The following is an 18,301-nucleotide window of genomic DNA, read 5'->3' as shown; positions in this document are numbered from 1 at the left end:
GGGATGTGGTCGCCTCAGCCGAATCGGCCGGTGATGTAGTCCTGGGTCAGCTTGCTTTCCGGATTGGTGAACATCTTGTCGGTTGGCCCCTCCTCAACGAGATTGCCCAGATGAAACATCGCAGTTCGCTGCGACACGCGGGCGGCCTGCTGCATCGAGTGGGTGACGATGACGATGGTATAGTTGACGCGAAGTTCGTCGATGAGTTCCTCGACCTTGGCCGTGGCGATCGGGTCAAGCGCCGAGCAGGGCTCGTCCATGAGGATCACCTCGGGGCTTACCGCGATGGCGCGGGCAATGCACAGGCGCTGCTGCTGGCCGCCGGAAAGGCCGGTTCCAGGTTCCTGCAGGCGGTCCTTGACCTCGTCCCAGATCGCCGCCTTGCGCAGGCTCGATTCGATCACCTCGTCGAGTTCGGCCTTCGATTTGGTCAGGCCATGGATACGCGGTCCATAGGCGATGTTCTCATAGATCGACTTGGGGAACGGATTGGGCTTCTGGAAAACCATGCCGACGCGTGCACGCAACTCCACGACATCGATCTTCGGATCGTAGATGTCTTCGCCGTCGAGCGTGATGTCGCCTGTCACGGTGCAGATGTCGATGGTGTCGTTCATCCGGTTCAGGCACCGCAGGAAGGTCGACTTGCCGCAGCCCGAGGGGCCGATGAGGGCGATCACCTGGTGTTCCGGAACCGCCAGGTTGACGCCGAACAGGGCCTGTTTTTCGCCATAGCGAACAACGATGTTCTCGCCGCGCATCTTGATTTTCGGCTCGATTGTCATGCCAGATATTTTTTCCTCGATTGCCGTATCGGTCAGCATATTCATACTCTTTTTCCTTTTTCTACCACTTCCGCTCAAATTTGCTGCGCAGATAGATGGCTACGGCGTTCATCGTGATCAGGAAGGTCAGCAGCACCAGAATGGCCGCAGAGGTGCGGCTGACAAAGCCGCGCTCGGGGCTGTCCGCCCAGATGAAGATCTGGGTCGGCAGGGCGGTGGCGCTGTCAAATGGTGTCGCGGGGGCAGAGGTGATGAAGGCGTTCATCCCGATCAGCAACAGGGGCGCGGTTTCGCCGAGCGCCTGCGCCAGGCCGATGATCGTACCGGTCAGAATGCCCGGCATGGCCAGCGGCAGGACATGACCGAAGACAACCTGCTGTTTGGAGGCCCCGACCCCAAGTGCGGCTTCGCGGATCGAGGGCGGCACGGCCTTGAGCGCCGCACGGGTGGCAATGATGATGGTGGGCAGGGTCATCAGCGCCAGTGTCAGTCCGCCGACGAACGGCGCCGAGCGCTGCATGCCGAACCAGCCCAGAAACACCGCCAGCGCCAGCAGACCGAACACCACCGAGGGCACCGCGGCAAGGTTGTTGATGTTGATCTCGATGAGATCCGACACCTTGTTCTTGGGTGCAAATTCCTCAAGATAGATCGCCGCGCCAATCCCGACGGGAAACGACAGGATGAAGCAGGTCAGCAGCGCATAGAACGACCCGATGATCGCCCCCTTCAGACCAGCCAGTTCCGGAAACCGCGAATCGGCATTGGTGATCAGCGCGGTGTTGAGCGGCCTGGTCACCAGACCACGCTCCTGCAACAGATCGAAATTGGCGATCTCGTCGTCTTTCAGGCGGCGGAATTCCTCGGGCGTCTCGCGGTCGATCAGCCCCTTGTTGAGCTGGTCATAGGCGTCCGCGACAGGCACGTCGAAGACGACCGTCTGGCCGATCAGCCTAGGATTTTCCACCACGGCATCGCGAATCGTGAACTGCGCCCCGTTGGACAGCATGGAGGTCAGCCGGCGCAGGTCTGCGCGCTCATCCGCCACCTCGGGAAACTGCGCCCGCATGGTCTCGGTCAGGATACTCCGATAGTCGCCGCGGCCGGGGTTTTCCGCAGCGATCTCCTGCGGGTCAAGATAGACGTTCATCTTGATGTGGGTCTGCGTGAAGGCATGATACCCGGTGGACACCAGTGAGCCGATCAGCAGGGCAAGCATCAGGAAGGCGATCGAGATCGCCGTCAAGCCATACAGCTTGAGCCGGAACTGGCTGCGTTTGCGCCGTTTGACGTTGGACTTGAAGGCGGGGCTGGTCCAGTCGAACGAGCCGGAGGAGACGGTTTGGTCGGTCATTGCGCGGTCCTAGTCGTAAACTTCGCGATACTTGCGCACGATGCTCAAGGCGAAGATGTTGATGACCAGCGTTACCAGGAAAAGCACCATACCCAGGGCAAAGGCGGCCAGTGTCTTGGGGCTGTCAAACGCTGTGTCGCCGATCAGCAGTGTCACAATCTGAACGGTCACGGTGGTGACGCTGTCGAGCGGGTTGATCGTCATCGTGGCGATCAATCCTGCAGCCATCACCACGATCATCGTCTCGCCAATGGCGCGGCTGACCGCCAGCAGGATGCCGCCGACGATACCCGGAATGGCGGCCGGAAAGAGCACTTTTGATACGGTCTCGGCCGGCGTCGACCCCAAGGCAAGAGAGCCGTCGCGCAAACTGCGTGGCACCGCTCCCAGCGCATCATCGGCAAAGGACGAAATGAAGGGAACAAGCATGATCCCCATCACGCTGCCCGCCGCGAGCGCCGTGTTGGGCGCGATCGGCAGGCCCAGATCCGCGCCGAATGAGCGGATCGCCGGGGCGATAACGAGGATGGCGAAGAAGCCATAGACAACCGTCGGCACGCCGGCGAGGATTTCCAGCACCGGCTTGACGATGGATCGCACACGCGGCGACGCAAATTCATGCAGATAGATCGCCGAGAAGAGCCCGATGGGCGTGGCGACAATCATGGCGATCGTGGCAATCACCAGAGTCCCCAGGAACACCGGCAACATGCCGAATGCGCCCTCGGCCGCGATCTGATCCTCGCGGATCGGAATCTGCGGTTCCCACGAGGTGCCAAGGATGAAGTCCCAGAACGGCACCATCTGGAAGAAGCGGAAGGTCTCGAACATCAGCGATCCGACGATCCCGACCGTGACAAAGATCGCCACCGTGGCGCAGCCCACCATAAGAGCAAGCACGATTCGCTCGACCCCGTGACGGGCGCGGAAATCTGCCGCAACGGTACGACGTGTATAAAGGATCAGCGCGGCAACCATCGCGGCGGTGATCGCTACAAGCAGCCAGGATGCCGTTGCTTGCAACGACACCAGCCGGTCTGCGGCCGCAAGCTTCCACTCCTCCGGCGTGCCGAATATGCGCCCCCCGGCGATGGACCTGATTTCAGTCATGATGAGCTGGATCTCGCCAGCCCCCAATCCCTCGAAGGTGCCGGAGGGCAGGCCGGCCTTGACGAGAAACTCGATGACAACGGGCTGAAACAGTACCCAAAGGATGATCAGAAAAAAGGTCGGCACGAGAATTACAAGGGCGGCATAACCGCCGTGGAACTCGTCAAGCGAATGAGGCTTTGTCCCGCCGGCCCGGATGGCGCGGGCGGCACGAAGATTGATGGTGTAACCGACCATCACGGCAACAAACAAGATCAGGAAGGCGAAGAGCGTCATGGGAGTGCCTGTCGGGTCCATGGGAGTGCCTGGCGGCTCGTGAGATGGCGCCCCCACCATGGAAGGTGGGGGCGCCAAAAGGGCGCACTGGTGCGCATCCTCTCAGCTGCCGGTTACATGGCTTCCATGGCGACGGCGTTGATGACGTCTTCCTGGAGCTTGGCGCGACGCTCGTCGGCCAGCGGCACCAGACCACGCTCGGAGAGATATCCGCCGGGGGCCAGCGCATCTTCGGACATGTATTCCGCGACGAACTCGTTGAGGCCGGGGATCACGCCGCGGTGCGCATTCTTGACGTAGAAGTACAGCGGACGCGATACCGGATAGGACTTGTCGGCGATGGTGTCGGTGGTCGGCTCGACGCCATTGATGTTGACGCCCTTCAGATTGTCCAGGTTCTCGTACAGGAACGAGTAGCCGAAGATGCCCAGCGCGTTGGTATCGCTTTCAAGACGCTGAACAATCAGATTGTCGTTCTCGCCGGCTTCCACGAACGGGCCGTCAGTGCGCATGCGCGAGCAGTTTTCTTCAATCCAGTCGCCGTCAAAGCTGCCATCCTTGACATAGTCAAGCTCTTCGCAGCCCGCATGCATGGCCAGCTCGACCCAGGCGTCGCGGGTCCCGGATGTGGGCGGAGGTCCAAGCACGACGATTTCAGTGTCAGGCAGGCGTGGATCGATTTCGGACCACTTCTTGTAAGGGTTATCGACCCACTCGCCACCCACCGGCACCTGTGCCCCGAGCGCCAGATAGATTTCGCCCAGCGACACATCCCAGTTGTAGTCATTGGCGCGCGACACCGCCATCGACAGGCCGTCAAAGCCGATCAGCGCCTCGGTCACTTCGGTGACACCGTTGGCTACGCACTTTTCCCACTCAGTGGTCTTCATGGCGCGCGACGCGCCGGTCAGATCGGGAAAACCTTCGCCGATGCCTTCACAGAAAATCTGCATTCCGCCGCCGGTCCCGGTGGATTCGACGATCGGGGATGGCGAGCCGGTGTTGTTGGAGAACTGCTCGGCCACAGCCTGGGTGTAGGGGAACACGGTGGATGAGCCAACGATGCTGATCTGGTCGCGGGCGACAGCGACGCCAGCAAAGGCTGTCGATGCCACAAGTGCGGCAGCTGTGAATTTGAGTGCGTTCATGAGAAACTCCCGTTGAATTAAAATCGCGGGTTAGACGACAAGGCTTCTCTATTCATGGCTCATTACAGTTTTGTGACATGTCTTTATCATTCCACACAGACAACCAATCCGGACCAGTTGTCTCCACTGGGTGCCGGTCGGCAACCATAGGATATCTGGTTTCGCCCACCTTGGACGGTGATGCGTACGGTGTTGCGTTTCGAGCTGATGATAGAACGTGGGGAGCCTTGTTAAGAATCCAGGTTTCCGGACCGGCTCTTGGCAGCAGGATTGAAGCGCACCGGGTTTGCCGGAACGCCCGGCGACGGCGGAAGCTACACCCCACCCTGGATTCGAACCTCGTTCCGACACCGAAGACAAGACTCCGCTGGACGGCGAGATACTTCAAGGCCCGAGGGGAAGCAGCTACCAAAGCCGCCGGCATCACCGACCTGCACTTCCACAAGCTTCGCGGAACAGCCATTACCATGCTTGCTGAAGCCGACTGCTCGACGCCTCAGATCGCCGCCATTGCCGGGCATTGATTGAAGACTGTGACGACGATTCTCGACCGTCAGCTTGCCCGCACAGGCACGCTGACGGAAGCAGCAATCGCCTTGTTCGAGAACGCAACGAGCACAGACTTTGCAAACCGCGGAGCAAAAAGACGGAGGGGTTTAGCTAAGTTATTGAAATAAAATGGCGCACCTCTGAGGACAAAGATGCGAACATCTATGCAATTGAAATCTCGATCTAAAGATGGAAGAGTGTGTTCGTAGTGCGGCAGTCTTTCACGATAGCGACGGAACAAGGCCGCCGCCGGCGGCTTGTGGATAGGCAGAAGCACCTTCATTTTGTCCCGCCCAAAAGCCCAGGCAGTCGCATGATCAGGATTGACAGGTCTTATGCACCCAAGGCCAAATGTTCTTAGAAGCTCCATTGCATAGTGATCTTGCCAAAGCGCTGCACAGCCAACCCACATAGGAGAAAGCCAGCGCTAGCCGAAGTTCATTGAAGCTTACGCTAGGCGGCCGCCATCCACCGGCAGCGCAACGCCGGTGGTAAAGCGCGCCATGTCGCTGAGCAGGAAGATGATGCTGTGCGCAACTTCTTCCGGTGTTCCCAAACGACCCATCGGATGGGCCGAAATGACGTTTTTCCGCCGCACTTGCCGGGCCTCCTCATCAAGGCCGGGCAGTGCGAGGGAGCTCTCTGTCATGGGGCCTTCTATGGTCCCGGGGCAGACGCTGTTGACCCGTATGTTGTCAGCTGCGTGATTGAGCGCCAGATTCCGCGAGAGCATGATCACCGCCGCCTTCGTGACGGAGTAGAGATTGAGGCTATGTGAAGCTTCCAGCCCTGCCGTGGATGACAGCAGCACTATGGAGCCCTCGTGGGCTGTCCGCATTTGCGGCAGAACGGCGCGGCACAGAAGCCAGAGGGCCCGGGTGTTGAGGGAAAACGTCCTGTCGTATTCCTCTTCCGTGACATCCATCAGCTTCTTCACAGGCCCCAGCATCCCGGCAGCACCGACGAGGCCGTAGACCGGGCGGTCAAACGCTTCGCGCGCATAGTCGGCCAGGGCCTGGACCTCTGTTGCGACAGTCACATCGAGACATCGGCCTCGTGACCGCGGGCAAAGCGCCAGCGTCCGATCGAGGCTTTCCTGATCGATGTCGGCAAGGACCAGATCAGCGCCCTGTTTCGCTAGCGCCACGGCGGCGGCGCTCGCTAACGCCCCTCCTGCCCCCGTGATGAGCACGGTTCTGCCGACAAAATCCATCATGCCCCCATGCCGATTCTCTCCAGTTCCGCCAGCAGCGGGAATTGCGCGGCTTCCATCCAGAGACGGCTTTTCTCCAACTGGCCCGAAAGCGCCAGGACGATGTCGTCGCGGCCGAAATGCCCGATCAGCTGAACTCCGACGGGAAGCCCCTCATGCCGCCACATCGGCAGGCTCGCTGCCGGCTGGCCGGATGCGTTTATCACCGCCAAAAAGGCTGTGAGCTTGCCTGCGGTCTCACGGAACTCCTCAAATTTCGGCACTTCGGTCGAAATCGTGCCCAGTTTCACCGGCAGGGACGTGAGCGTGGGACTTATGAGAATGTCGCATTCCGCCATCATCTCCGTCATCATACGTCCAGTTGCATGAAGGAAGTTTATCGCCTGGACATAGCTTTCTCCCGAGGTGGAAACTCCCAGTCTGTAGCCGTCAAGGATCGCAGGCTCCAGGTCATCGGCCGTCGGCCTGCGTCCGCTGCCGGCCAGCTTCTTGTCCACCGAGGCGGCAATATTCACCGACATGATCGTGATGATTGCTGCAATGAAGGAGGGGTAATCAAAGACGGGTGGCTGCAGTGGCACGACAAGATGACCGAGCGAACGACAGGCCTCGGCGGTTGCCTCGGCCGCAGCCAGGCAGGGCGAGTCCACGTCTAGGCCCCACGGATCGGTCCAGAGCCCGATGCGCAGCGGCGGCACGGAGCCGGCTCGAACAGCATCTTCAAAGCTGCGGGAAAAGGACGGACTGGCATAGGGAGCGCCAGGTTCCATGCCGCCGACGAGGTCCAAGACGCGTGCCGTATCCCGAACGCTGCGGGACAGAACGCCGTCGCATGCCAGTCCCCCCCAGCCCTCTCCGCGGAACGGACCCATGGGAACAAGACCGCGGGACGGTTTGAGGCCGAAGATTCCGCAACTGGCTGCTGGAACGCGTATGGAGCCGCCGCCATCGCTGCCATGGGCAATCGGCACCACGCCGGCTGCGACCGCGACCGCTGCCCCGCCTGATGACCCGCCGGAGGAACGGGTCAGATCAAAAGGATTCCTGGTCGGCCCGCCGTTGCGGAGCGCCTCCGTGGTCGGCGCCATGCAGAACTCCGGCACGGCGGTTCGCGCAAAGTTGATGAACCCAGCATCCCGGAAACGTCCTGCCAACGTCGCGTCCCTGGCGAAGCTCGTGTTGTCAAGCAGGCGAGAGCCCGTGCTTGAGGGAAGGTCCGTCGAAGCAAGCCCGGAATCCTTCAGCAGAAAGGGCACACCGTCGAACCGTCCCCCTTTGGGGATGCAATTCTCCGCGTCGTCCATCGCGGCCGTGTACCTGCGATAGGTGATCGCATTGCAGACGCCGTCCACGACTTCGGCCGCATTCTGCGCTATGCGCATGGCGTCCCGAGGAGGCAGTTCGCGCTTGGACAACTCATCCGAAAGCGCAATGCCGTCCATGCTCCGATATTCCGAAAAGTTCATTCCGAAGCCGCCCGTGCCGAGTCGTTGCTGCTCAGCCACGCGTCACAGACTTCATGACCACGGGCAAACCAGACGTCGGGGAACTGCTGAAGCCATTCGATCATGTCGCGCAGAAGCCGGATCCGGGAGGGTCGACCGGTAAATTGGGGATGCATCGTCAGATTGAAGACACCTCCCCACTCCCGGATTTCCTCGAATTCCGCCTGCCAGATCTCCAACAGGTGGGAATTGGTCATGATTGTCCGGGGAGTGCGGGTGGAGAACATCATGAACGGGGCGTCATCCAGGCTCCAGTGCACGGGTATCTCGACCACAGGATTGCCGGTTGTCGCATGCAGATAGGGATGGACCGTGTCCATAAATGAACTGTCGTAGTGAAACCCATATTTCGCCAGGAGTGAGATCATGTTGGGGCTGGTTTCCCAGGCCGGGGAGCGAAACCCTCTGGGTTCGATACCCCTGGCCCGCAGGGCCTCGAGCCCTCGCACGAATGCCTCTTCTTCTCTTTCCGGTTCCCGCGGATCGATCCATTCGTGAAGATAGCCGTGATGGCCGATCTCATGGCCTTCTTTCATGATTGCATCGGTTCGATCCGGATAGGTTTCAACCGTCCAGCCCGGGACGAAAAACGTCGCCGGGACACCCGCCGTTTTGAGCGTTTCCAGGATTTTCGGAACCCCGACTTTCGCGCCATACTGGCCCTGGGACAACGTGCCGGGCCGCAGCGCATTTTCAGGGTCGCGGGACAGCCAAAGCGTGTCGGCGTCGAAATCGAAAGTGAGCATGACGGCGACTCGTTTGCCGTCGGGCCAGTTAACGGGAGCGAATTCCTGCATAATGGTGCCTTTCATGAATTCAGTTGGGTCCGCGGACCGCCAGCCATCCGCCGTCGACGGCGAGAATCTGGCCAGAGACGAAACGCGCGCGATCCGAGGCAAGGAAGAGGATCACCTCGACCACGTCTTCGGGCGTTCCGATCCGCTTGAGCGGCGTTCCGCCAATCATCGTGCGCTGGTATTCCTCGTCATTTTCAATCTTGTCGCGCGTCATGGCGGTCAGGATAACGCCCGGCGCCACGGCGTTCACCCGGATGCCTTGCGGGCCGAGATCGGCGCACAGTTGGCGGGTCAGTTGTGACAGCGCGCCTTTGCTTGCCGCGTAGGCAGCGGTGCCCGCGCGGCCGACATGGCCAAAGACCGAGGTCACGTTCACGACAGATGAACCCGACCGCATCAGGGGAATCAGGTCCCGGGTGATCCGCATCACCGATCGGAGGTTGACCCCCAGAATCCGGTCGATCAGGGCATCATCACTGTCGGCGAGCGAGCGGGAGCCGCCAATACCCGCGCAATTGGCCAGGATATCCAGGCCTTTCATTCGCTCGGCGGATTGCCTGATGATAGATGGCGCGTCCTGCGACGCCACATCCAGCCGAAGCGAGGTGCATTTCCGGGTCGACATGACATCGTCATTGAGGTCAACGGCAAGCACATCCGCACCGGCATCGATAAAGCCGTCCAACGTCGCCAGTCCAATGCCGCTGTTTGCTCCGGTCAGAACTACAGACCGGCCTGAAAAATCTTCACCCCAGCTCATGTCCCGCTTCCCAGGTAATAGGCCTTGAGGTCACTGGTATCGAAATCAGGTCCATTGAGGCGAGAATGGGCGATGCGGCCTTCCCTGAGAATGTGAATCTCTTCGGCAAGCTCTACGGCCATGGACACGTTCTGCTCCACCAGCAACATTGTGAGGCCAGTCTCCCGAAGGCTGCGAAGGATGTCCGAGATCTCACCCACGACCTTGGGGGCCAAAGCGGCGGATGGCTCGTCCAACAGCAGAAGCTTGGGGCGCGACATCAGAGCCCGGCCCAGGGACAGCATCTGGCGTTCGCCACCCGACAACACGCCTGCCGCGGCCTTGCGGCGCATCTTGAGCCGCGGGAACTGGGCGTAAACCCGGTCTAGGTCCTCGGCGATTCCGTGCTTGTCCTTGCGCCGGTGAAAGGCGCCTATGAGGATGTTCTCCTGGACCGACATGCCCGCCAAGACTTCCTTGCCCTGCGGCACCAGGCACATTCCGTGCTCGGCCATCGCATTGGCCGGCAGTCCGTCGATCCTCTTGCCGTCCAGGGTGATCTGGCCTTTGACGGGAGTGACGAGGCCCGCCAGGGTCTTCAACGCAGTCGACTTGCCCGAGCCGTTGCTGCCCAGGATGGCGCTCAGCTGGCCTTGCCGGACAGTCAGATTCAGATCGTGCAGGATCATGACATTGCCGTAGCCTGCGTCCACATTCGTGCATTCAAGCATCTTTGCCGCGCCCCAATCCGATGTAAGCCTCGATGACCTCGGGCTGGTTGACAACCTCCGCCGGGGGGCCGTCTGCGATTTTCTGGCCGTAATCGAGCACCACCACCCGGTCGCAGACCGATTGGACAACCCGCATGACGTGTTCGACCAGGAGAATGGTGACCCCGAATTCATCCCGCATGCGGCGTATCATGTCGATGAGGCGGTCGACATTGTGGGGTGCAAGCCCGGCGGCTGGCTCGTCAAGAATGAAAATCGTCGGTTCGGAGGCCAGGCCGCGGGCCAGTTCGACCATGCGGCGCTGTCCGATTGACAGGTCCGAGGCCAAATTCGAGGCCTTCTCCTCCAAGTCGAATAGTTTCAGCATGTCGCGTGCCTTGACGCCCGCTGCGGCGCGCTGCCGCCGCGCGGCTGCCGTTCGAAAGAACGAGGGAAGGTAGCCCGGCCCGTCCTTCTGCTGCAGGGCGAGCGCGATGTTGTCTTCGACGGAGAGAGTTCCGAACAACCGGATCATCTGGAAGGTGCGGGCGACGCCGCGGCGAGCCATCTGGTGGGAAGCCGCACCCGTGACATCCTGTCCGCGCATCACCACCTGGCCGGAAGTCGGGATCAGGACGCCGGAAACCAGATTGACCACCGTGGACTTGCCCGATCCGTTCGGGCCGATCAGGCCCGCGATCTCGCCCTCGTTGACCGTGAAAGACAGATCATCGAGAGCCACCATACCGGCGAACGTCTTGGTCAGGCCTCTCACCTCAAGAATCGGCGCGGTCATTTCGCTTTCCTTCCTGCAAGGGCTCCGACCACGCCTTGCGGCATAACCATGATCATGAAGATCAGGAGGGCGCCGTACATGATGTGCTTGTATTCAGCCAGATCAGACAGCACCTCGGGAAGGATGGTCAGGATCAACGCTCCCACGACAGGTCCCCAGAACTTGCCGCGCCCGCCAAGCACGGCCATGGCAACGATGGTGGCCGAGGTCATGACGGTGTAGTCGTTTGGCGTGACGCCGCGGATGTGATGCGCCATGAGAACGCCCGCGCCACCGGCCAAGGCCGAGGAAATGGCAAAGGCGATGATCTTGACGATGTTGGTGTCCATGCCGATGGTGCGCGCGAGGGTCTCGTCGTCCCGGATCGCGGTCAGGGTATCCCCAAACCGGGAATGGGTCAGGAACCAGACGAACAGGCAAGCGACAAGGGTGCAGCCCAGCGTCACGAAGTAGAAGGTCGAGACATTGGCGAGTTCCGGGCTCACCTCGACGGACAGCCCGTAATGCCCGCCGGTGACGTCCGTCCACTGCGCCAGCACCAGATAGACGACGGTCTGGAAGGCGATGGACATGATGGCCAAAAAATGTCCCTGAAGCCGGAGCGACGGCAGGCCGAGAAGCACGCCGAACAGCGCGGCCGAGGCCATGCCCGCTGGCAGATGCACCCACAGATCGGTGCCGAAGCTGCGTTGCATCATCGCCGCCGTGTAGGCGCCGATCCCGAAAAAGGCCGCGTGGGCGAAGGAGAACTTGCCGGTCCAGCCCATCATGATGTCAAGGCTGGACGCTAGGATCACATAGATCAAGGCGATGATCGCGACATTGATGAAATAGCCGCTTTCCAGGACGGCGGGAAGCGCGCAGGCGATCGCCGCTGTCAGCAGAAGGATAAGAGGAGTACGCATGTCAGGATCTTTCAGTCGTCAGGCCGAAAAGTCCCTGCGGGCGGACCGCCAGAACAAGGATCACGATCAGGAAGCCAACGATGTCACGGAGCTGGTTGCCCATGTATCCTGCGACGAGCGACTCGATGAGTCCGAGGCCAAGCCCCACGATAATGGCGCCCTCTATGCTGCCCATGCCGGCGACTACAACGATAATGAAGGCCTTCATCACGATCAAGGCCCCTGAATTGGGCTGAACCATGAAGACGGTGGACATCAGCGCGCCCGATAGCCCGGCCAGGACGCTGCCGATCATGAAAGTGATCAGCGAAACGCGACGGACATTCACACCGCTGATGAGAGCCACGGTCGGGTTTTCAGACAGGGCCCGCAAGGCCCTGCCGGTCCATGTGTAGCGCAGGACCAGCAGCAAGGCGGCTACGATGACGGCCATCGCAGCCACGATGGCGATCCGTTCGGCGGTGATGAAGACATTGCCGATCTGGATTGCCCCGGAAGCAAATCCGCTTTTTGGGACCATGGGCTCTGCGCCCACGGTCTTCAGCATCAGGTTTTGAAGCAGAACGGAAAGGCCGAACGATGCGATGATCGCATTGGTCGGGTCCTTTCCGCTCAGGGGTCTGAAAACCACGCGTTCCACAACCAGTCCGAATGCCGCCATCAACACGGCGACGAAGAGAAGGGTGGGGAGAGCAGGCAGACCAAGCAGCTGCGAGCCCAAAACCGCGGCGAAGCCCCCCAGCATATAGAACTCGCCATGGGCGAAGTTCACGATGTGGAGAATTCCGAAGATGAGGGTCAGGCCCACCGCGACGAGCACATAGCCCGACCCGATGACCAGCCCGTTCGTCAGGAATTGCGGCAATAGAACGAAATCAGACACCATGTGCTCCTGGCTTTGGTCGAAGGGGCCTTAGTCGAAGGGAAGCCATTCGCGCTTGCCGTCGCGCACTATCGCGAGACCGATCTTGAAAGGCACGCTGCCCTGTTCGTCAAAGGCGGCGACGGTGCCCTGCGGTCCCTGTACCAGCGGTACGTCGTCCATCTTGTTCAACTCGGCCTGGATGGCAGCACCGTCGGCAGCGCCGGCACGACGCACAGCCTCGATCAGGACGTTCATGGAGTCGTAGCCAAGCGCGCTGTAGACGTCCGGCTCCTTGTTGAACTTGGCGCGGAAGCGTTCGGTGAAGGCAGCTCCGTATTCGTTCGGCGTGCTGGGTTCAAACATCGAGGAGACGGCAAAGCCCTCCGAGGCGGGGCCGGAGAGTTCGATAAGCTTGTCGCTCATCATCGAGCCGGAGCCCATGATCTGCGTGTCGACTCCGAGTTCCGCTGACTGCTTGATGATCTGCGCACCGGCATCCATCAGCCCGGCGATGTAGATCGCATCCGGCTGGGCCGCGCGCACCTTGGTCAGGACCGAAAAGAAATCGCGCTCATCGGGGTTGTAGGTTTCGGTGAGGATGATCTCTCCGCCGACATCCGCAAGGTTGGCGGCAAGGGAGTCCGACAGCGACTTTCCGTAGACCGAATTCTCGTGCAGCACGGCGACCTTGGTCGCATCCAGCTTGCCCACCATGTCGACCGCTGACTGGCGGGCCTGTTCGCGACTGCCGGGAAAGGCGCGGAAGAACCACGGATCGCCGGCCTCGTTGAAATCGGTCACGTCGGACGACGTCGAGCCTGCGGAGATCATCGGGACCTTGAATTCCCGCGCCACCTTCGTCGCGGCGAGCGCCACGCCACTGACATAGGTTCCACTTATGGCGGCTACGCCCTCCTGCTCGATCAGCTTGCGGACAGCAGTTACGCCCTTGGTCGCATTGCCTTCGTCATCCTCGATGACGAGTTCGACAGGCTGCCCGAGGACGCCGCCCTTGGCGTTGTTCTCTTCCGCGGCGAACCGGATGCCCTCGAGAATCGAGGTCCCTGCCAGCGCCGCGGGACCGGAAAGCGGAAGCATGACCCCCAGCTTGACCGGCTTGTCCTGTGCGAATGAAGGCCCCGCGAAGACGGAAACGGAGATGGCCACAGCCATGACGCTTAGTGAAACGATGGATCGCATTTCAAACTCCCAGTTGATTTTTCATATTGTATTGCAATATAATAAATTATATTTTGATATTATGCGTCATGTCAAGACTGGCGATCGAAGGCTGGCAGGGAGGGAGAATCATGAATGAAAACAATTCTCTGTATATGAAGTCACTGGAGAAGGCGTTTGTGCTGCTTCAGGCATTCAACGACAATTCCAACGGCGGCCACATGACACACAAGGAGATGCAGAAAGCGTCGGGCCTTGATTCCAGCACGGTCCAGAGGCTCTCCTACACCCTGGTCCAGTTGGGCTATCTCGAACGGGGCTCGAACCGGACCTATGGGATCGGGCGCAAGTTTCTCGAGCACGCTTTCGAGTTCCTGCGCAATTCGCCGGTCGTCCAGCGCGCCAGCCCGGTCCTGATGCAACTTCAGGCCGAGACCGGCGAGAGAGTGGACGTAAGCCTCTTCAATGACCTGACGATGATCTATGCGCTGCGGCGTCAGACGAAGCGCCAGACTTTTTACGCAACCCTGATCGGCCGACAGGTTCCCACCTATGCCAGCACCGGCGGACGGGTCGTGATGGCCCATCTCGACCGCGAGCGGCGGGAAGACATCCTGGCGCGGTCGAATCTCAGGAAGGTCACCCCGAAGACGATCACCGACAAATCCGAGATCCTTGAGAGAGTCGATCAGGCCCGCGAGAAAGGCTATGCGCTGTGCATGGAGGAAATGATGCTGGGCGAAATCGTGCTGGCGTCCCCGATTCTGGAAAGCGACGGCACGCCGCTCGGCGCAATACACATCTCCGGATCGCTCGCCGACTGGAACGTCCAGGATTTCCAAGACCGGAATGCTCCTCTGGCCATACAGGCGGCGCGCTCAATATCGACATAACGTGTGCCATCAGGGGCACTTCATGATGCCTCCAACGTGGCGCGAGTTATACCAGTGAGGCTGATGCTTGTTCCGTCAAACGTCGGCATAAGCCATAATCCTGATGAAGATACGGCACGAGAACACCTGGTGAAGGGGCTCCGGACGCTTGCCGATCCTGCCGGTCGAATAGCGGCAGATTCTGATATCCTAAATAGAAATACGATTGAGTCGTGGCTGCCCGAATACCCCGACTTCGCTTGCTCGGCCATATTTATCTGCTGCCGTGTAAGAATTTGCAGACACATCGACGCGTGTTCGCAGTTTTGCCCTGAAGTGGTGGAAAAATGGCGCGCCTCTCATGACATATGCGCGAACATCTATCAAATTGAAATACTTATATAAAATTCCCTCATCCTGCGGATGTGTCTGGGGATAAAATCCGGTTGATCCACAACTCTGCAAGCGGCAGCTAAAGATAATCACCGGCCAATGTGTCAGATTAGGTTTCGCGATGCGTCTCCCGTTCATGGGAGCTGGGCACTCCGAGGCAATCTGCGAATTCAGTGCCAACACCAAACAAGACCGGTTGTTCGATGGCAAGTTGATCTGCGTCGTTCCCAATTTCAACCGGGCATTCCGCCCAGCGCTTTTCATCTGCTCATTTAATGGCTGAGTCACATTTAATTGAGCAGACCAACAAGATCAAAACTGCGCCCATCTAAGCTGAAATCATTCGATGCTATTCAGCAGCGGCTCTGGTGCGTACCAGACGGAAAATCGGGCGGCAGGTCAGGTGACTTCTGAAAATGAAGTTGCTGTAGATGGCATCAAGTATGGATGGAAACCGTTGCATTGATCCGGCCCACTCGACGTTCTCGTCGGCGACGGTCAAATTGGCATCTCTGTCCGGTTGTTTAACCGTAAAACTGTGACTTGAAGACGAACCAAGCCAAGGCTCTGACGCACCGCGGACTACGAACTCATCTTGTCAGCGACAATTGAAGCTCAAAAGAAATGTTGCTCTTGGGTGACTCAAATGGGCCGCTTGACCTTCCCCCTACCGTAACCATTACGCTATCAGGCGTGAAGGCGTACATTTTGTGCTTCCTTGAAAGAGACCAAACAACATGACACGCCTGCCCGAATATTCGGTGATCGTATTCTCCTTCCTGCTCCACTTCGTCTGGGAGTTCTGGCAGGCGCCCACCTATGCGAGCATGGTAGAAATGAACCATTGGGAGGGCATCAAGCTCTGTTCTTCGGCGACATTCGGGGATGTCGGATTCGCCTTAACTGCGTTCTGGATTACCAGTGCTGCTGCACGATCCCGCTTTTGGTTTGAAGCACCCAAAGCTTGGCAAACGCTCTTGTTCATCGGCGTCGGCATCGCTCTGACTGTTGGTTTTGAATATTATTACACCAACATATCGCAGCGCTGGACCTACTCCGATCTCATGCCACTGGTGCCGCCGTTCGGAACAGGACTGAGCCCGCTGCTGCAGTGGTTATTCATCCCGCTTGCCGTGGTCTGGCTAACACAACGGCAGGCTGCTGGGGCCAAAGCAATGGAGGACCGGTAATGATGAACGAGACAATGGGAAGTGGGTTTATGGGGCTTGGCGGTATCTGGATGCTGCTGATTGCCATTCTGGTAATCCTGGCCATTGCCGGTTTGGCCAAATACCTCATGAAGTGAGGTTGCAGTCCGATCGGTCGATGACTTGATAGGGCAAGCATTCAGTCAAGGGGTTACATTCGCTTTTGCCATCAGACTGCGCATAGCGTTGAGGCAAGCCACAGACAGCACATCATTTCGGGACGCTGCGCACTTTTGCGACGGTATTCATCAAATGCGACAAACCGCGCGCGTTGCCGTCACATGTCAACGCTTTCGAACCAAGCAGTTACCAGATTCCACGTTGTGGCAAGCCCGCCGCGCGTGGCTAACTCACTGTGAATTGCCCCATCATGCCGGCATCTTCGTGTTCAAGAATATGGCAATGATACATGAACGGTGTTTCCTCCGACGCTGGCTGCGTGAACTGGACAAGCAGCTCCGTTTGGCTGTCGACAACGACCGTGTCCTTCCATCCCAAGCTCTCCGGCCGCGGTTCTCTTCCGTTCTCACTGACCACCTGAAAGGAGACACCATGAACATGAAATGGATGCGCAAGCATGCTGGTGCTGATCACCCACTTCTCGGTGTCGCCAAGGCGCACGCGGTCGTTGATGGTACTCATGTCGAATGGCTGCCCGTTGATAGCCATGCCGCCCATCATGCCGCGACCCAATCCGCTTGATCCCATCATTCCGCCTCCCATGCCCATATCGAGAGAGAATTTGCGCAGCTTTGACACCTTGGCGGCTGTGAGGTCAGGTTGATCTCCGCCGAGCACATCGGGGATGCGTGTGACTTTGGCGGGAATCCGCTCGTCGACCAGGAACGGAAGCACTTCGAACCGCCTGCCCCCGGTTATATCATCGAGCAGGCCGCGGGCTCTTCCCATCATGCCGCCCATACCCGAATTGGGGTCACCCTCACTCATCAGCGACATGCCATGACCATCCGAGAAGTCGACCAGAATCTCGGCACGTTCTCCCGGTCCGAGGCGGAGCGTCTCAAGCTGTACCGGGGCTGGCAGATATCCACCGTCCGTTGCGATCAAGTGAAAGGGTCTGTCGTCGCTGGAAAACAGTGAATAGATCCGCGCATTCGAACCGTTTATCAAGCGTAGCCGTACCACTGCCTTCGGCACAGCGGCAACTGAAGCTACCTGACCATTGACCAGTATCGTGTCGCCGGTCATGCCATGCATGATGTCCATCATCGAGTTGGCGTAGACAAGCTGGCCGTCGCTGGAGAACCGGCGATCCTGAAGCAGCAGCGTCAGGTCATCGACACCGTAGGTGTCCGGCAGGCCTCGTTCGCGGTCTAACCCGTCTGCAATGTGCAGTACGCCAGCCAGACCGGCGTACACATCGCGCGCGGTTCGACCATGGATGTGGGTATGAAAAAAGGCGGTACAGGGTCCCTGTCCAATTTCCATGTCCGGTGCCCATACCTCTCCCGGTTCGACGGGCAGGTGTGGCCCGCCGTCGTGATTGCCTGGCACCACCAGACCATGCCAGTGCGCGCTGACCGGCCATGACAGTCCGTTTTCCACACTCGGCCGCAGTACTCCGTTCCTTATTCGAACCACGGGTCCGAGATAGGCTTGATTAAAGCCAATCGTTTCTGCTGGATGGCCCGGAAAGAAGGATATTGTGCCTGACTGGGCGGTGACCAGGAATTTTCCCGTATCGACCGTGTCGATCAGCGGCGGAAACTGCAACACGGGACGGTTTGCAGCATCGGTTGCTTGAGACGTGAAGCGGTTATCTGCCCAAGTGTAGAGGGCGCTACTGGCTGCAAGTGCCGCGCCGCCGGCGAGCAGGTTCCTTCTCTTTATCATTGATATGTTCTTTTCGGCAGAATTCGTCTGGTACCAAGGCCAT

17 protein-coding genes are annotated in these 18,301 nt (G+C 59.4%); 2 read left to right on the top strand and 15 right to left on the bottom strand.

Annotation, left to right across the window (positions count from 1 at the left end):
- Positions 1–14: 14 nt before the first annotated feature.
- The 14 genes from pstB to PZ897_RS10670 form a co-directional block, all read right to left on the bottom strand.
- On the bottom strand, positions 15–830 hold the full coding sequence (gene pstB, locus PZ897_RS10735) for a phosphate ABC transporter ATP-binding protein PstB (RefSeq protein WP_275752279.1): 816 nt from the start codon (positions 828–830) through the stop codon (positions 15–17).
- A 16-nt stretch (positions 831–846) separates the two neighbouring features.
- Positions 847–2,139 carry a phosphate ABC transporter permease PstA gene (gene pstA, locus PZ897_RS10730; protein ID WP_275752278.1) on the bottom strand — a complete coding sequence of 431 codons (1,293 nt, stop codon included), beginning with the start codon at positions 2,137–2,139 and terminating at the stop codon, positions 847–849.
- Positions 2,140–2,148: 9 nt separating this feature from the next.
- Positions 2,149–3,525 carry a phosphate ABC transporter permease subunit PstC gene (gene pstC / locus PZ897_RS10725; protein WP_275752277.1) on the bottom strand — a complete coding sequence of 459 codons (1,377 nt, stop codon included), beginning with the start codon at positions 3,523–3,525 and terminating at the stop codon, positions 2,149–2,151.
- Positions 3,526–3,638: 113 nt separating this feature from the next.
- The gene (locus PZ897_RS10720; protein WP_275752276.1) at positions 3,639–4,673 is read right to left on the bottom strand and encodes a substrate-binding domain-containing protein; all 1,035 of its coding nucleotides are present in this window, start codon (positions 4,671–4,673) and stop codon (positions 3,639–3,641) included.
- A gap of 553 nt (positions 4,674–5,226) precedes the next feature.
- On the bottom strand, positions 5,227–5,505 hold the full coding sequence (locus PZ897_RS10715; protein WP_275752275.1) for a hypothetical protein: 279 nt from the start codon (positions 5,503–5,505) through the stop codon (positions 5,227–5,229).
- Between the two features lie 165 nt (positions 5,506–5,670).
- Positions 5,671–6,435, bottom strand: coding sequence for an SDR family oxidoreductase (locus PZ897_RS10710; protein WP_275752486.1), 765 nt, complete (start codon positions 6,433–6,435; stop codon positions 5,671–5,673).
- Positions 6,435–7,901: an amidase gene (locus PZ897_RS10705; RefSeq protein WP_275752274.1), complete on the bottom strand. Its 1,467-nt coding sequence runs from the start codon at positions 7,899–7,901 to the stop codon at positions 6,435–6,437. The genes PZ897_RS10710 and PZ897_RS10705 overlap by 1 nt, the downstream gene beginning before the upstream one ends.
- On the bottom strand, positions 7,898–8,752 hold the full coding sequence (locus PZ897_RS10700; protein ID WP_275752273.1) for a polysaccharide deacetylase: 855 nt from the start codon (positions 8,750–8,752) through the stop codon (positions 7,898–7,900). Before PZ897_RS10700 ends, PZ897_RS10705 begins: the two co-directional genes overlap by 4 nt.
- Before the next feature lie 4 nt (positions 8,753–8,756).
- Positions 8,757–9,497 (bottom strand): SDR family oxidoreductase, encoded by a 741-nt coding sequence (locus PZ897_RS10695; RefSeq protein ID WP_275752272.1) that lies wholly within the window; start codon positions 9,495–9,497, stop codon positions 8,757–8,759.
- A complete protein-coding gene (locus tag PZ897_RS10690) occupies positions 9,494–10,207 on the bottom strand; it encodes an ABC transporter ATP-binding protein (protein ID WP_275752270.1) in 714 nt (237 codons plus the stop codon). Before PZ897_RS10690 ends, PZ897_RS10695 begins: the two co-directional genes overlap by 4 nt.
- Positions 10,200–10,982: an ABC transporter ATP-binding protein gene (locus tag PZ897_RS10685; protein ID WP_275752269.1), complete on the bottom strand. Its 783-nt coding sequence runs from the start codon at positions 10,980–10,982 to the stop codon at positions 10,200–10,202. The genes PZ897_RS10690 and PZ897_RS10685 overlap by 8 nt, the downstream gene beginning before the upstream one ends.
- On the bottom strand, positions 10,979–11,887 hold the full coding sequence (locus tag PZ897_RS10680) for a branched-chain amino acid ABC transporter permease (RefSeq protein ID WP_275752268.1): 909 nt from the start codon (positions 11,885–11,887) through the stop codon (positions 10,979–10,981). Before PZ897_RS10680 ends, PZ897_RS10685 begins: the two co-directional genes overlap by 4 nt.
- Before the next feature lies 1 nt (position 11,888).
- On the bottom strand, positions 11,889–12,773 hold the full coding sequence (locus PZ897_RS10675; RefSeq protein ID WP_275752267.1) for a branched-chain amino acid ABC transporter permease: 885 nt from the start codon (positions 12,771–12,773) through the stop codon (positions 11,889–11,891).
- A 27-nt stretch (positions 12,774–12,800) separates the two neighbouring features.
- Entirely contained in the window at positions 12,801–13,952 is a 1,152-nt protein-coding gene (locus tag PZ897_RS10670; RefSeq protein ID WP_275752266.1) for an ABC transporter substrate-binding protein, read from the bottom strand.
- Between the two features lie 110 nt (positions 13,953–14,062).
- Between PZ897_RS10670 and PZ897_RS10665 the strand changes: the two genes are divergently transcribed.
- Together PZ897_RS10665 and PZ897_RS10660 are read left to right on the top strand one after the other, a co-directional pair.
- A complete protein-coding gene (locus PZ897_RS10665; protein ID WP_275752265.1) occupies positions 14,063–14,824 on the top strand; it encodes an IclR family transcriptional regulator in 762 nt (253 codons plus the stop codon).
- Positions 14,825–15,933: 1,109 nt separating this feature from the next.
- Positions 15,934–16,386: a hypothetical protein gene (locus PZ897_RS10660; protein ID WP_275752264.1), complete on the top strand. Its 453-nt coding sequence runs from the start codon at positions 15,934–15,936 to the stop codon at positions 16,384–16,386.
- Between the two features lie 363 nt (positions 16,387–16,749).
- Here PZ897_RS10660 and PZ897_RS10655 read toward each other — a convergent pair whose 3' ends face one another.
- On the bottom strand, positions 16,750–18,258 hold the full coding sequence (locus tag PZ897_RS10655; RefSeq protein WP_275752263.1) for a multicopper oxidase domain-containing protein: 1,509 nt from the start codon (positions 18,256–18,258) through the stop codon (positions 16,750–16,752).
- Positions 18,259–18,301: the final 43 nt, after the last annotated feature.

Source organism: Hoeflea sp. YIM 152468, assembly GCF_029210485.1.
Classification (GTDB): domain Bacteria; phylum Pseudomonadota; class Alphaproteobacteria; order Rhizobiales; family Rhizobiaceae; genus Hoeflea.
The sequence above is the reverse complement of the archived record's forward strand: the minus strand, read 5'-3'. Positions and strand labels throughout refer to the sequence as shown.